The organism is Paenibacillus hodogayensis (genome assembly GCF_039536325.1).
In the GTDB taxonomy this organism is placed as follows: Bacteria; Bacillota; Bacilli; order Paenibacillales; family NBRC-103111; genus Paenibacillus_AB; species Paenibacillus_AB hodogayensis.
Map to the genome: position 1 here is coordinate 47,188 of NZ_BAAAYO010000002.1, position 14,769 is coordinate 61,956.

Sequence of the window (14,769 nt, forward strand, 5' to 3'; positions counted from 1 at the left end):
GATCTGCCGCCCGCAAGTTCCTGCATCGCCGTGCGGCCCCCCCTCATTCTATGCCTATTTTTACCGGGACATGCTTCGACCCGGTACGTCTGAATAAACGCAAAACCCCCAGCGCCGCCTTCAACGGTGGCGGGTCTGGAGGTCTGTTTGGCGGGTACCGGTCAGGAGCCGACCCGTTTGGCGGTCAAAAACGTCTTCTTCCAATAAGCCTGATTGATATTGGAAATTTGCACGCCGTTATCCGGAGCCGGCGATGAATGGATCATTTCGTTATTGCCCATGTAGATGCCGACATGTCCGATCGTTTTATCCGACTTGAAACGGCCGGGCACATAGAAAAACAGCAAATCCCCTTTACGCAGCAGCTTCCGGCTGGTCAGCACCCCTTGGCGGGCTTGCGCCCGCGCCGTACGGGGGAGCGTGATGCCCTTCTTGCCGTATACGTACTGCGTGAAGGTGGAACAGTCGAATTTGCCGGATTTGGGATAAGGGTCCGCTCCGAACAAATAGGAGATGCCCAAATACCGTTTTGCCGTAGAGATTACGTCGTTCATATCGATATTTTTCAAAGCTTGCCTGGATTCGTCCGTCTGGCGGTACGCTTTGGCCGCCATAAACGCGCCTTCCGCCTCTTCCGGCAGCCAAACCGGCGTCTCGGCGTTCCGGTAAGGATCGTCCGGATCGTCGGCGAAGCTGAATTCGTCGGTTTTTCCCGCAGGCTCGGGCGGTTCCTTCAGCACGGACTTATCGATAAATCCGGGCGCCGGATGCAACGCTACCTCGCCTTCGCGCAGATTGTAGGAAAACACGTCGTGACGGAAAATGTCGCCCAGTGCGTCTACAGGAACGTAGAGCGTCCCTTGATGAACTTGCGGCGCTTCAGGCAGCGTCACGTTTCCTCCTTCCATAACGGCTTGCTTGCTGCCTCCGGTCAGCTCGTATTCGGCATCGTTGTCGCCCATACGCAGCTTCCCGGCTGCCGCATCCCAGTCCTGCTGGTAGTCGAGCAGCTCGGCCAGCTTGGCGGCAGAGATCATTTTTTTGCCGTCCACTGTGACGATTGGGATGGTTCCTTCCTCCGCCTGCAGCAGCCGGACTTCGGGGCCGGACAGCGTGCCCGTCTCCGATGGGGTGGAAGGGTTGACCGTCTGCGGCTCGGGCGCCGCCTGCGGCGTTTTTCGCCAGCCGGTTCCGTTCATGGCTCCGCATGCCGGCGTCACGGCAATTCCGGCCGCCAGCAGCAGCGTTACGCCAATTCGCATTTTTTGCTTCATATGCTCGCTCCTCCGTTTGACCGCTATAATAGACAAGCTTCCAAACTATAGCTTAAGGAGCGGAGATACGAATTATACAAGCCACGGGCCGGTATGAAGCATGCAAAAAACGGCATTTTTGCCAAATCACTTGCCGCATACGGAGAGATGTTTTATTTTCGAAGCGGATTCGGTCGATCATCGCCGGACCCGTATCGTTAAATGAATACATAAGCAATACAAAGCCCGATCCCGATTAACGTGAACATGACACCCCCGAACCGGGTAGACAGCTTGTACAAATCGGACGGCTCGGTCGCATCGTTCGACTTCCACGATTCCGTGATTGCCCAGATGAGTGAGGGGCGAATCAGCATCGTTAGGCCGATGAAAATAAGTATAATGGCCAGAAAGAGCATAAGGGTCTCCTAGGAGGTAGATTGTTTCTTATAAAAAAATCGTTATATCCATGATAGAACAAGGTCCACATGAGGATCAACCTTCCAAGGGAAAGCGGATAGAAGATGACAGTTTGAAGAAGAATGTAATAAAATAGTATAAATGGGTTTAGTTTGTTTTAAATAAGATCCTATGCAAGGGAAGTGAGATTTTGCATGATACTATTCCTTTGGGCCGCCGGTGTAATCGTTATGGCAATCGGAATGATCTCAGGATTCAATACCAGTGATCTCTTATTGGGAGCGACTAGTCGGTTTGGTATTACATCGGGGTCGATTTGTTCCGAGCGAATAAAAAGACTTTTGTGAAGTTGTCCAGTCTAGGTTTTGTCTCCATCCTTAGTAAAGGCCAAGCAATCATAAAATTCAAGTTCCATGATCAAGAAGGATAGAGGAGGTGTTCTCGCTATGTTAAACGCTTTGCTGCCAAACCCCTTAACCGGGTGCTGCTATGATAACCGCTGTGGCGCTCGGGCTGCTGTTGGAGGCGCTGTGGATCGCGGCGCGGTCGTGATTGGGGCGGGGTTCGGAGATATAACGGGAGGTCTTCCATTGATAGAGCAAAATAACGTCCTCCGGACCTTCATGCATAGCCGTGCGTCGTTCAAGCCGACTTCTAACTGCTCGAGTCACAATTTTCTTCCATCACATGAGCCTAAATACGTGAAACAAAGAATAGAAAGGTTAGAGAAGTAGACTCCAGTGAAGCAAACTGAAGGAAAAGGGAAAAGTTCCTTATTTCTTCTTTCACCCTGGAGGTGCTCTCATGAATCCTGTTCGTTTCCAGCTCGATCAGTCCGTCGAGTGGCTGATGCGAAGGTACGTCGCAGAAGGGTGAAAGTGGTCATTGAGAACTTGATTTGTCTCGCCTCCCTCCTGGTTGAGCATGCGCGACAAACCAAACTTCGTTTCGGTCGACACAGCCCCTGGTTTCCAACATTTCGACGTATTTACATGACTTTGTTGGAATGAGTGCAAGATCATATGTTCGGTTTGGGCTTTGTTTCAGGGCAGGCTCTGTTTCCTTATGCCGAACAACAGGCTATTTCGCTTGAAATTGAAGTTCAGTCCTGATCTGTGCAGGAAACAACAGAGTCTATTGGGTTTACTCGGTGTTCTCACGTATTCAGTAAGAGAAGAATCTTTACAATTTAAATAGATTTATTATTATTTTTTAAAATTTATGCAACTTTTTCCCAGTATAAGTTGTCTAATCTATCGAGTGGAATATTTACCCAATTATCACTCAAAAAATATGAGGAGGATTTATTTATGAAAATGAAGAAAAAACTTGCAGCATTGGCTCTTGCAGGGGCGCTCACGATTACATCCGCATCATCTGCCTTCGCCCTTTCTGGTTGGGCAGACACTAAGGCGACAGCCCAGCCTTTGACATTGGGTTCGAGCACTTTTCAGGTGCTTTCTAGCGGAGCGGATGAAGACTGGTATTCTTACACTAATACGACAGGTTCGTCCATTAATCTCGTACTAGAACTCTACTCTCCATCTGGTCTTAACTACGATTACGACTATACCATGTCGTTTATTCCTGGTTATGTATTTCCTGTAGGAGATTTGGGCCCTGGTGCAGTCGATGCCGCTGCTATAGGTAGCCTACCTGCCGGAGAAACAGTATGGTTTAGAGTGCATGGTCATACCCCATCTGACTATAACCCTGCTGTCGCCTATACCGCTTGGCTGCATACTTATTAAATTTTATACAAAAAAGGGCTCATGCATATTTCTTGCACCGAGCCCTTTTCCCTGCAATAATCACAGCATTGAGCAAAGTACCCCATCACAATCAGCCCCCCCTTGCCCTGGGCCCGCAGCGGTTTATGCATCTACGGACTATCGAAGCCGGGTTAACCTCGATGTTGGGAATATCGACTCAAGGATTTAACCCATACCAAATATAAGTTCGGTGCAAATATAAAATACGTGCCCAAGTGACTTTGACACGCAAGCGTGCAAATCACGCGGACACGTATTACATGTTACAAAAAAGATCGAAGGCGGCGCCCATTCTCTTTACGACAGTACGTCAATAAAAATTAAATGGGCAAACGTTCTGCCATATCCCCTAAATCCTTATTCCAGCAAGCCTTACCCAATACTGCCTTCCATCTCCATCTTGATCAACCGGTTCATCTCGACCGCGTACTCCATCGGCAGTTCCTTGGTGAACGGCTCGATGAAGCCCATGACGATCATTTGCGTCGCTTCCGCTTCGCTCAAGCCACGGCTCATCAAGTAGAAGAGCTGATCCTCGGACACCTTGGATACGGTCGCTTCATGCTCGAGCGTAATGTTGTCGTTCATGATCTCGTTGTACGGGATCGTGTCCGACGTCGATTCGTTGTCGAGAATGAGCGTGTCGCATTTGATGTTCGCTTTGGACCCTTCGGAGTTGCGTCCGAATGAAGCGAGACCGCGGTACGTCACTTTGCCGCCGTGCTTGCTGATCGACTTGGAGACGATCGTCGAGGTCGTTTCCGGAGCCAAGTGAATCATTTTGGCGCCCGCATCCTGATGCTGGCCTTTGCCGGCTACCGCGATGGAGAGCACCATGCCCTTCGCGCCGCGGCCCTTCAGGATGACGGCCGGGTATTTCATCGTAAGCTTGGAGCCGATGTTGCCGTCGACCCACTCCATGGTCGCATTTTCTTCGGCAACCGCGCGCTTCGTGACGAGGTTGTAAATGTTCGGCGCCCAGTTCTGGATCGTCGTGTACCGGACGCGGGCGTTTTTCTTGCAGACGATTTCCACAACGGCGCTATGCAGCGAGTTCGTGCTGTAGATCGGTGCCGTACAACCTTCCACGTAGTGGACGAAGCTGTCTTCGTCGGCAATGATCAGCGTGCGCTCGAATTGACCCATGTTTTCCGAATTGATCCGGAAGTACGCTTGCAGCGGGATTTCGCATTTGACGCCCTTTGGCACATAGATGAAGCTGCCGCCGGACCATACTGCGCTGTTCAGGGCGGAGAACTTGTTGTCCGCGATCGGAACGATGGTGCCGAAGTATTCGCGGAAAATTTCCGGATGCTCGCGCAGCGCCGTGTCCGTGTCGGTGAAGATGACGCCTTGCTTCTCCAGATCTTCCTGCATGCTGTGGTAAACGACCTCGGATTCGTATTGAGCCGATACGCCGGCCAAAAACTTTTGCTCCGCTTCCGGAATCCCCAGCTTGTCGAACGTATTCTTGATTTCCTGCGGTACTTCCTCCCAGGTCTTTCCTTGCTTCTCTGAAGGCTTTACGTAGTACGTAATATCGTTGAAATCCAGATCGTCCAGATCGCCGCCCCAACGCGGGAGCGCCATTTTATTAAATTGGTCGAGCGATTTCAGACGGAAGTCAAGCATCCATTGAGGCTCGTTTTTCATCGTGGAAATTTCGGTGACGATTTCCTTCGTGAGTCCTTTTTCCGAACGGAATATGTTCTGATGCTCGTCGCGAAAGCCATATTTGTAATCTTCCATTTCCGGCATTTGCTTGGCCATTGTCGTGTCCCTCCTTGTTTGATGAGAATCGTGCCAGTGTAGGTCGGCACATTACCCGATGCTGTTGAAGAAACGTTCCGTATTGCGCAGCGCCGTTACTAGCTTTGCCACGTCGTCCTCGGTGTTGTACAAGTAGAAGCTGGCGCGGGCGGTCGCGTTCACGTTCAGCCACTTCATCAGCGGCTGGCAGCAATGATGGCCTGCCCGGATGGCGATGCCCTCCTGGTCGATAACGGTAGCTACGTCGTGGGCGTGAATGTCCTTCATATTGAAGGTGACAAGTCCGGTCCGGTCGCGCGGCCCGTAAATCGTGAGCCCTTCGATCTCGGAAAGCTGCTCGTAAGCGAGCTGGGTCAGATGAGCGTCATGAGCGCGGATGCGGTCCATTCCTATGCCGTTCAGGAAATCGATCGCCGCGCCGAGCCCCACCGCTCCGGCGATGATCGGCGTACCGCCCTCGAACCGTTCGGGCGGGTCCTTGAAGGTGGACTCGAACAAATCGACACGGTCGATCATCTCGCCGCCAAACTCGATCGGCTCCATCTTCTCCAGTAGCTCCATCTTGCCGTAAAGCGCGCCGATTCCGGTCGGACCACACATCTTGTGACCGGAGAAGGCATAGAAATCGCAATCCAGCTCTTGCACATCCACTTTCAGGTGGGGGGTGCTTTGCGCTCCGTCTACAACCATCCGGGCCCCGTGCCGATGGGCGATTGCGGCGACTTCGCGGATCGGATTCGTGACGCCGAGCACGTTGGATACGTACGTCATGGCAACGATCTTGGTCCGGTCGGTAACCGTAGCCTCCACATCGGACAGCGAGATCGTGCCGTCCTGCTGCAGCGGTATATATTTCAGCGTGGCGCCCGTCGCTTTGGCGACTTGCTGCCACGGAATGAGATTGCTGTGATGCTCCATCGGGGTAAGGACGATTTCGTCGCCTTCACCGCACACGGAACGGGCGTAGCTCGAAGCCACCAAGTTGATGGCCGTCGTCGTGCCCCGGGTAAAGACGATCTCCTCGCGGCGCTTCGCGTTCAGGAAGGCGGCGACCTTGTCGCGTGCCTCCTCGTAGGCGTCGGTGGCGCGGGAGCCGAGCGTATGCACGCCCCGGTGCACATTGGCATGGTCGTGCTCGTAATAATATTTAATCGCTTCGATGACCGCAATCGGCTTCTGGGAGCTCGCGCCGCTATCCAGATAGACGAGCGGGTGACCGTTTACTTCCTGATGAAGAATCGGAAACTGTTCGCGAATGTCGGCTCCTAGGCTGCTCATTATACGAGTTTCCTTTCGACGAGCGACTGAAGCTGCTTCTGAACGTTTTCCAACGGAATTTCATTGATAACCGGGGCGAGGAAGCCGTAAACGACCAGCTTGTGGGCTTCGTCCCGGGTAATGCCGCGCGACATCAAATAATGCATATGCTCGGGATTGACCTGGCCTACGCTGGCGGCATGGCCGGCCTTAACGTCGTCCTCGTCGATCAGCAGGATCGGGTTGGCGTCGCCGCGAGCTTTCGGGCTGAGCATCAGCACCCGTTCGGTTTGCTGGCCGTTGGCTCCGGTCGCCCGCTTCTCGATCTTCGTAATTCCGTTGATGATCGCCGTCGCTTCGTCCTTCATGACGGCGCGCGTAATCATATCGCTCGGCGTGTTCCGGCCGAAGTGAGTCGCGCGGGTCGTCAGGTTCAGCTTCTGGTCGTGCGTGCCGACGGAAATGATCTTGGCGTCGGAGCTGGACCCGTTGCCCTTCAATACGGAATCGGTATCGGCTACCGCATTGCCGCTGTTCAGTTCCCCTACGATCCATTCTATGCGGGCGTCGTTGTCGATGATTGCGCGGCGGTACGTGAAGGCGGTCGAGCCTTTGCCGAGATTTTGCACCGTTGCGAACTGGACGCGCGAGCCCGGCTTGGCGATTACTTCCACGATGCCGTTATGCAGAAGCTCCCGTCCGTCCTCCGACAAATAGTTGTCGACATAGACGACCGAGCTGTTCGATTCGGCTACGATGAGCACGTGCGGAGCGAACGTCGCCTCTCCGTCGTCGGAGAAGAAGATCGCCTGCAGCGGCAGCTCGACTTGAACGTCCTTCGGCACGTACAGGAATACGCCACCGTTCCACAAAGCCGCATGAAGCGCGGCAAGACGATGTTCGTCCGGCTTGACGGCCGTCATCAGATAGCTTTGCACCAGCTCGGAATGCTCCCGCGCCGCCGTCTCCAGATCCATGAAGATGACGCCCTGCTTCGCCAGCTCCTCCGACAGGTGGGACCATACCACCCCGGAGTTGCGGTGCACGATCAGATTGTCGGTCGTTTCGCCAAGCAAGGTCCGGGCCGCCTCGGGCAGCTGATCCAGGCTTTCCAGCGCGACCGGCGCTTTATAGGTTCCGTATCCGTCGAGGTTCCAACGGTCGATTCTCGTCTTTTCCAATTTGGGCAGTTCCAACGATCCTGCCAATTCCAAAGCTTGCAAGCGGAGATCGGTCAACCAGGAAGGCTCGTTCCGGCTTTTGGACAACTCAGCTACGGAATTGCGGTCGATTGGAAGAAAGGTTTGCGAGCTCATTCATATTCCTCCAAGCGTATTAGTTTTGTCCGACCGTCTCGTCCACGATGCCAAGCTCTTCCTTGATCCAGTCGTAGCCTTCCGCTTCCAGCTTCTCAGCCAGCTCCGGACCGCCCGATTTGACGATGCGGCCTTGCATCATGACGTGCACGAAATCCGGCTTGACGTAGTTCAGCAAACGCTGGTAGTGGGTAATGATCAGGAAGCCTCTTTCCTCGCTGCGCATAGCGTTGACGCCCGCAGCCACGATCTTCAGCGCATCGATGTCGAGACCGGAGTCGATTTCGTCCAGGATAACGAATTTCGGCTCGAGCAGCATCATTTGCAAAATTTCGTTCCGCTTCTTCTCGCCGCCGGAGAAGCCTTCGTTCAAATACCGGTGCGCAAACTCCGGATTCATATCAAGTTCTTTCATTTTCTTTTCCATTTGACGGATAAACTTGATCAGCGAAATTTCGTTGCCTTCCTCGCGTCTTGCGTTAATCGCGCTGCGCAGGAAGTCGGCGTTCGTGACGCCGGGAATTTCGCTCGGATATTGCATGGCCAGAAACAGCCCGGCGCGTGCGCGCTCGTCGACGCCCATCTCCAGCACGTCTTCGCCGTCGATCGTGACCGAGCCGTCGGTGACTTCGTACTTCGGATGGCCCATTAATGCGGATGCGAGCGTGCTTTTACCGGTTCCGTTCGGACCCATAATCGCGTGAACTTCCCCGCCGTTCATTTCAAGCTGGATGCCCTTCAAAATTTCTTTGTCCTCGATCGACGCTCTCAGACCGTCAATAGTAAACTTAGGTACGTTTGACATGTATGCTTCCCTCCGACATATTCGTTTCCCAGCTGCAAAAAATCGCGGCAATGAGTGATAACTATATTGGAATCATTATAACCTAATGGTCAATACGAAGTTGAAATTCGTATAACATGATTCTCATTGATTCTCAACAATTAATCTTATTATAAACGTTGCGGGTAAATCAATAAAGGGCAATCCGGAATTTTCCCAACATTTTTGTTTAAAAAGTAAGTAAATGCCGAATATTTCCGCTGATCCGTTCGAACTCCTCGTCGTCCAAAACCGGCGTCCTGGCTCCGTCCGGAAGCTCGTCCTCGATGCGAATCCACGATTTGCAGCCCGAATAGGCGTCGAGTATCCGCACGCTCGCCGGATCGTCCAGCTTGTACACCCTCAGAATCAGCACATGAAGCGGCTTCTGACGCTTCCACCTAAGCCGTTCCTCGGCAAATTCGTCGGTCCATACGTGGAAATCGCGAATGCGATCGAGCTGCTCCTGGCTGGTCACCTCGATATCCGCGGCCACTTCGGCGTAGCACGTAATGCCCGCATGCGTCATCTCCGGGCTCCACCCTAACAGGGACTCGTCCAGAAGAAACTTCTCCTCTTCCTTGAACAACTCCCGCTTCTGATGCTCGTAGGTTGGATACAGCCAGAACGATGGGCTTTCCAGCCGGAATTCCCTCGTCTCCTCGACAATGCCCCCTTTGCGCAGCAGCACGGTTTGCCGTCCCTCCGACAAGGCGCGGATAGCAGCGGCCCATTCCTTAAGCGCGATTGGTTCTATGCTCATGTACACGAAGCACCTCCATCACCCTTCATTATACGATTGAAAGGGAAAACAAAGCAAACCGGAGGGCGCATAATTCCCCGTAAACCGTCGAATCTAATAAAGGTTGTTCGCTTAGGCAAGCACTCTGTCGCGAAAGAAGGTGAACCGCATGAGAGAAGGATTGGTGCCGACCGTACTCGGGACGGCGGTTACAGCCTCCGGCGTGGCCCTCGGCCGGAAATACCCGGCAGTGGGAATCGGCATTGTCGGCTTCGGACTCGCCCATATCGTTTTGGGTGCCATCGATTTAATCGAACACCGCAGGTAAGCCGCATCAGCAAAAAGGAAGAGGGCTCGAAGCCTCTCTTCCTTTTTTGTCCACATTTTCCCTTCGCTAAACGAAGCCCGGTTCTTTAGCCCAGCAGCGCATCGAGCATCCAGACGTGCTTTTCCAGCGATTGCTGCACCCCGGTCAGCATATCCGCCGACGTATGGTCCCCGGACTTCTCGGCATTCTCGATGGCGCTGGCGATTTCGCCGATCATCATCCGGAAATCGTTCACGATTCCCTTTACCATCTGGTCGGCGCTCTCGTTGCCGCTCGCTTCCTTCACGGATGCTTGGGCCAGCATATCCTTCATCGTGGCGACGGGCTTGCCTTTGATCGCCAGCACGCGCTCGGCCAGCTCGTCGAACCATTTGTCCGCCTCGTTATACAGCTCTTCGAATTTCTCGTGCAGCGTAAAGAAATTGCTGCCTTTCACGAACCAGTGGTAGTTGTGAATTTTTACGTACAGCACGCCCCAGTTGGCAATTTGCCTGTTGAGCGTTTCCACTACAGTTTTCGTATCGGTTGCGGCTGCCATCGGTCCATTCCTCCTTGGAATTCATGTGCGCTATGGTTTCTACTTAAACGCCTGGGACTTCTTTGAAACGTTCGCCCGTTTATTGTGGCTGTTCGCCGGTTGCGTTATGTGCAGGAATACATATTAAGATGAAGTAAAAATAAATATACACTTTTCAGGTTGGTCAACTAGGTATTTCGCCGGGCATCGTTTTGCCTTATACTAAGAGAATAAGTTGTAGCAAATAACGGAGGTGCTTTATGACGCAGCAGTACCACCCGCTTACGGAACCGGAAGCGATCGAATTCGCCAAAACGATCCCGGGCTTGTTCCGGCCCGACGCAGTCTTAACGTCCCGCGAGATCGGGGACGGCAACCTGAACCTGGTGTTCCATATCTCCGATCCTTCTTCGGGAGCGAGCATTATTCTGAAGCAGGCGCTTCCTTACGCCAAAGTGGTGGGCGAATCGTGGCCGCTGTCGCTGGACCGGGCGAGAATCGAAAGCGAAGCGCTGCGCATCGAGGGAGAGCTGTGCCCGGACCTCGTCCCTCAGGTGTACCGTTACGAGCCCGAGCTCGCTTTGACGGTCATGGAGGACTTGAGCGACCATATCATTATGCGCAAGGGCTTGATCGAGCGCCGCACGTATCCGCTGTTTGCCGGCCACATCGGACGTTTCTTGGCCCGCACGCTGTTCTTCACGTCGGATCTCGGCATGAACCAGCAGGACAAGAAGGAGCGGCAGAAGCGGTTCATCAACCCCGATCTGTGCAAAATAACCGAGGATCTCATCTTCGATCACCCGTACACGGACGCCGACACCAACAGCTTCGACGCGGCGATCCGCGACGAAGCCGAGCAATTGTGGAACGATAAGGAGCTTCATCTCGAGGTAGCCCGCTTGCGCCACGGTTTTCTGACGAACGGTCAGGCTTTGCTGCACGGCGACTTGCATACGGGCAGCATCTTCGTTACCGAGCAGTCGACGAAGGTCATCGATCCCGAGTTCGCCTATTACGGTCCGATGGGCTTCGATATCGGCGCCGTACTGGCCAATCTGCTGCTTAACTACGCCGGTCAGGAAGGCTGGAACGAAGAGGGCGAGAGCCGGAACGAATACCGCGCCTATTTGCTGCAGACGATCAAGGACGTCTGGACGACCTTCGAGCGGCAGTTCCGCGAGCTGTGGGACGAAGCGAACGTCGACCGCATTTCCGGCACAAAGGCGTTCCAGGATATTTACGTCGAACAGCTGCTGCGAGATACGTTCGGCTACGCCGGCTGCAAAATGGTGCGCCGCATCGTCGGACTGGCCCACGTCGCCGACATCGATACGATCCCCGACGCAGCGGCGAAGGAACGTGCCCAACGGCTTGCTCTGACTATCGGCAAATCCTTGATCAAGTCGCATCGGCAGGCGGCTTCCATCGACGAACTGATCGAGCTTGCGGAGAAATCGGTTATCTGACATGCAAGATCGGCCATTTTCCTATAGAAAGGAATATCTAATCGTATGAACAACTCCACCAATCCGGCTGCCCCGCAGTCGGAAGGCGCGGCCAAGGAGCCGCTGCAATCGGTTCAATGGGCCGGCGACCATCTCAGCCTGCTCGACCAGCGGCTGCTTCCGGAGCAGATCGTGTATTTGCCGCTTACGACGGCCGAGGACGTGTGGGAGGCCATTCGGCACCTGAAGGTGCGCGGCGCCCCCGCGATCGGTATAGCGGCCGCCTTCGGCGTCTACTTGGGCGTGAGCGGCGCGGAGGGCGACGTCCGGCACGTATTGGACGAGATCGTCCGCAAAGCCGACTACTTGGCCACATCGCGCCCGACGGCCGTTAATCTGTTCTGGGCGCTCGACCGGATGAAAGCACGTGCGGAAGCGGTCGCGGTCCGGAGCGGAGTTACGGCGGAGGAGCTGAAGGCGGCGATGCTGCAGGAGGCGATGCTCATTCGCGCGGAGGATGAAGAAACGTGCCGGCTGATCGGCGAGCATGCGCTCGGCTTATTGGCCGACGAAATGGGCGTCCTGACGCACTGCAACGCGGGCGGGCTCGCCACGGCCAAGTACGGGACGGCGCTGGCGCCGCTGTATTTGGCCAAGGAGCGGGGCTGGAACGTCAAAGTATTCGCCGACGAAACGCGTCCGGTGCTGCAAGGCTCGCGGCTGACCGCCTTCGAGCTGCAACAGGCGGGGATCGACGTGACCTTGATCTGCGACAATATGGCGGGAATGGTGATGGCCAAAGGATGGGTGCAGGCGGTAATCGTCGGCACCGACCGGGTTGCGGCCAATGGCGACGTCGCCAACAAAATCGGCACTTACAGCGTCGCCGTGCTGGCCAAAGCCCACGGCATCCCGTTCTACGTAGCGTGTCCGCTGTCCACCATCGACCTGGGGACGCCAACCGGCGCGGAAATTCCAATCGAAGAACGGAACGAGCAGGAAATTACCGAAGGGTTCGGCAAGCGGACCGCACCTGTCGGAGTCAAAGTGTTCAACCCCGCTTTTGACGTCACGCCTCACGAATATGTAACGGCCATTATTACGGAGAAAGGCGTCGTGACGGCGCCCTATGAGGAAAATTTGCGGAAGCTGTTCGGGTGAACGATTGAGATTGAAGACACTGGAAACAAAAAAAGAAACCCGACGTTTCCACAAGAAACGCGGGTTTCTTAACAAACAGAAAGGGTCGCTCATTCCAACGCAAGACCATATCCCGACCCGTACGGCACCCAGTCGGCCAACGGATACGTTCCGGAATCAAAGCCCGGGTTTACTAGCAAGTTCGCCTCTTTATGATCCTCCGAGACTCTCAGATCATCAAACCAAACCGTTCCCGATTTGTTTTTAAAATAAGCGTATACCGTTACTTTATAGATCGATTTCGTCGGGTATATCGTGGCATGAGTCGTTTCCCAGCCATGAGTTCCCGTATTGAAGTTTGCGGTTTGATTAAGAGTGGAGCCGTCCGAATATTGAATATCCACATTTATACTGTACGTAGATCCTTTCGTCCCGCTTACACTGCTTGCTTTGCTTCTTCCGGAAACCGTTAAACTGTTTACCGCCCTATTCAGTACAATTTCTTGCTTGCCTCCATAACTGCCGGAGGTCCCTTCCGAGGTAATGACCATGACCTGGTTTCCCGTCTTCTTCTCCGCTACATAGCTGTATACCGGAGCCGAGTTGCCTCCATCCCAATCGCTGGCAAACACGACCTTGGTTCCGTCGCGATTAGGCACGGCCTGTGGTTGTGCCGCGTATATGCTTTTCGAAGCCTGATGATGCTGGTGGGCAAAACGCTCTACAGTTCCGCTTCCATCCAACTTGACTGCTAATACTTCATCATGACCCCAATAAGTCGGGGATTCGGATTCGTAATCGCTAATGTAGGCCCATCCGGGACGAAGATGATTCTGCATGGAAAGATGTCCGCCGTTAACATCCTTTCCTGACAACATTTCCATTCTACCGCCGCCGTCGAGACGAGAAGAAATAACGCTCTCGCCTGGTTTAGTGCTTAACATGACAAATACCTCATTACCGGCTGTATCATAGCCGAAGTCGCCATGCTCCGACCTTGTTTCGACCTGCCGCAGAAAATTGAGATTGCGATCGAACACTTCCACGCCCGTGTTTCTGCCGCCATCGTCCTCGTCCCAAATAATACAAACATAATTGCCCGAGGGAGAAATGGTTGCCGCATCCGGTGCGATCAGGCCGATATTAGCCGTCGATACGATGAGATTGTTCGTCACATCGTACACAATCAAGAAGTAGTTCGTAATACCGCTTACGGTTTTGGGGGCAATAAAAACGACATAACGATCGTCGTCTGACAAGTTCCCTTCTCCATACCCGATATCAATAGAGTCGTATTCAGAGAAATTACGAATCCATACCCGATTCCCGTCCGTATCGGAGCTTACAAAATACTTGCCGCTAGTCCCATAAATTTTGTTGGGATCGCTGTGCGACCATTTGGCCCCTGACGGCAAATTTATTGTTTTCTTGATCTCATACGTGCTGCCATCCACAATGATACCCGGCGATCCCGATCGCGGATACTTCAGAAACATGAGAGATCCGTCTGCATTCCAAGGCTGTTCCTTGGCGTACCCATGCCGGTTGTACTGATAGGTTGCTCCCATTACCGTACTGAATGCCGTTTGATCGGCTATTCGTGTAATTGTAGTGCCGAACGTCGGGTCCGTTATGGAGCCAAGATAGGAAGGCATCGAAACAGAAGGCACGGCAATTTTACTCAATGTCGTGTCAGGCGGGTATTGAGCAAACAGAGTATTGCTGAACAGAAACGTTATAAAGAAGAAGCTCATTAGACAGGTGAACAATTTGCGATGCATAAGGATACCTCCAAAAAAAAAAAATTAAACCCAAGCCATGTTCCATCACTTGGGATATACTGCATAAAACTATGAATCTGTCTTGCTTGGCGGATCAAGAAGCTTGTCCCTGTTTTCTTGTAATGTGACGGATGTGATAATGCTAGACTTTTTGCAGGAGTCTACAGCAAGTTGGTGTAAAATTTCTGCAATGTCTAATTGG

The 14,769-nt window shown here is 53.4% G+C and carries 13 protein-coding genes and 1 pseudogene; 5 read left to right on the forward strand and 9 right to left on the reverse strand.

Going from position 1 to position 14,769, the window contains the following annotated elements:
• Window positions 1–161 precede the first annotated feature (161 nt).
• Window positions 162–1,274 carry a C40 family peptidase gene (locus ABD796_RS05880; RefSeq protein WP_344904413.1) on the reverse strand — a complete coding sequence of 371 codons (1,113 nt, stop codon included), beginning with the start codon at window positions 1,272–1,274 and terminating at the stop codon, window positions 162–164.
• Between the two features lie 197 nt (window positions 1,275–1,471).
• The gene (locus ABD796_RS05885) at window positions 1,472–1,672 is read right to left on the reverse strand and encodes a DUF6199 family natural product biosynthesis protein (RefSeq protein WP_344904416.1); all 201 of its coding nucleotides are present in this window, start codon (window positions 1,670–1,672) and stop codon (window positions 1,472–1,474) included.
• An 855-nt stretch (window positions 1,673–2,527) separates the two neighbouring features.
• On the opposite strand from ABD796_RS05885, the pseudogene ABD796_RS05890 reads away from it, so the two are divergent.
• Window positions 2,528–2,683 (forward strand): annotated as a pseudogene (locus ABD796_RS05890) (IS1380 family transposase); the annotation flags it as partial.
• Between the two features lie 300 nt (window positions 2,684–2,983).
• Window positions 2,984–3,424, forward strand: a complete 441-nt coding sequence (locus ABD796_RS05895; RefSeq protein WP_344904419.1) for a hypothetical protein — start codon at window positions 2,984–2,986, stop codon at window positions 3,422–3,424.
• Window positions 3,425–3,817: 393 nt separating this feature from the next.
• Here ABD796_RS05895 and sufB read toward each other — a convergent pair whose 3' ends face one another.
• The 5 genes from sufB to ABD796_RS05920 all read right to left on the reverse strand — a co-directional run bounded on the left by sufB (window position 3,818) and on the right by ABD796_RS05920 (window position 9,374).
• Window positions 3,818–5,215 (reverse strand): Fe-S cluster assembly protein SufB, encoded by a 1,398-nt coding sequence (sufB, locus tag ABD796_RS05900; protein WP_344904422.1) that lies wholly within the window; start codon window positions 5,213–5,215, stop codon window positions 3,818–3,820.
• Between the two features lie 51 nt (window positions 5,216–5,266).
• Window positions 5,267–6,493, reverse strand: coding sequence for a cysteine desulfurase (locus ABD796_RS05905; protein WP_344904425.1), 1,227 nt, complete (start codon window positions 6,491–6,493; stop codon window positions 5,267–5,269).
• Window positions 6,493–7,788, reverse strand: coding sequence for a Fe-S cluster assembly protein SufD (sufD, locus tag ABD796_RS05910; RefSeq protein ID WP_344904428.1), 1,296 nt, complete (start codon window positions 7,786–7,788; stop codon window positions 6,493–6,495). The genes ABD796_RS05905 and sufD overlap by 1 nt, the downstream gene beginning before the upstream one ends.
• Before the next feature lie 19 nt (window positions 7,789–7,807).
• Window positions 7,808–8,593 carry a Fe-S cluster assembly ATPase SufC gene (gene sufC, locus ABD796_RS05915; RefSeq protein WP_344904431.1) on the reverse strand — a complete coding sequence of 262 codons (786 nt, stop codon included), beginning with the start codon at window positions 8,591–8,593 and terminating at the stop codon, window positions 7,808–7,810.
• Between the two features lie 208 nt (window positions 8,594–8,801).
• Complete coding sequence (locus ABD796_RS05920; RefSeq protein WP_344904434.1) at window positions 8,802–9,374, reverse strand: DUF1802 family protein; 573 nt, start codon at window positions 9,372–9,374, stop codon at window positions 8,802–8,804.
• A 148-nt stretch (window positions 9,375–9,522) separates the two neighbouring features.
• Here ABD796_RS05920 and ABD796_RS05925 point away from each other — a divergent pair, with 148 nt between their 5' ends.
• The gene (locus ABD796_RS05925; RefSeq protein WP_344904437.1) at window positions 9,523–9,681 is read left to right on the forward strand and encodes an asparagine synthase; all 159 of its coding nucleotides are present in this window, start codon (window positions 9,523–9,525) and stop codon (window positions 9,679–9,681) included.
• A gap of 85 nt (window positions 9,682–9,766) precedes the next feature.
• Here ABD796_RS05925 and ABD796_RS05930 read toward each other — a convergent pair whose 3' ends face one another.
• Complete coding sequence (locus ABD796_RS05930) at window positions 9,767–10,219, reverse strand: Dps family protein (protein WP_344904440.1); 453 nt, start codon at window positions 10,217–10,219, stop codon at window positions 9,767–9,769.
• 239 nt (window positions 10,220–10,458) lie between these two features.
• Between ABD796_RS05930 and mtnK the strand changes: the two genes are divergently transcribed.
• Together mtnK and mtnA are read left to right on the forward strand one after the other, a co-directional pair.
• Complete coding sequence (gene mtnK / locus ABD796_RS05935; protein ID WP_344904443.1) at window positions 10,459–11,667, forward strand: S-methyl-5-thioribose kinase; 1,209 nt, start codon at window positions 10,459–10,461, stop codon at window positions 11,665–11,667.
• Window positions 11,668–11,712: 45 nt separating this feature from the next.
• Window positions 11,713–12,807 carry an S-methyl-5-thioribose-1-phosphate isomerase gene (gene mtnA, locus ABD796_RS05940; RefSeq protein ID WP_344904447.1) on the forward strand — a complete coding sequence of 365 codons (1,095 nt, stop codon included), beginning with the start codon at window positions 11,713–11,715 and terminating at the stop codon, window positions 12,805–12,807.
• A gap of 89 nt (window positions 12,808–12,896) precedes the next feature.
• Here the strand turns inward: mtnA and ABD796_RS05945 are convergent, their stop codons facing one another.
• On the reverse strand, window positions 12,897–14,567 hold the full coding sequence (locus tag ABD796_RS05945; RefSeq protein ID WP_344904450.1) for a hypothetical protein: 1,671 nt from the start codon (window positions 14,565–14,567) through the stop codon (window positions 12,897–12,899).
• Window positions 14,568–14,769 lie beyond the last annotated feature (202 nt).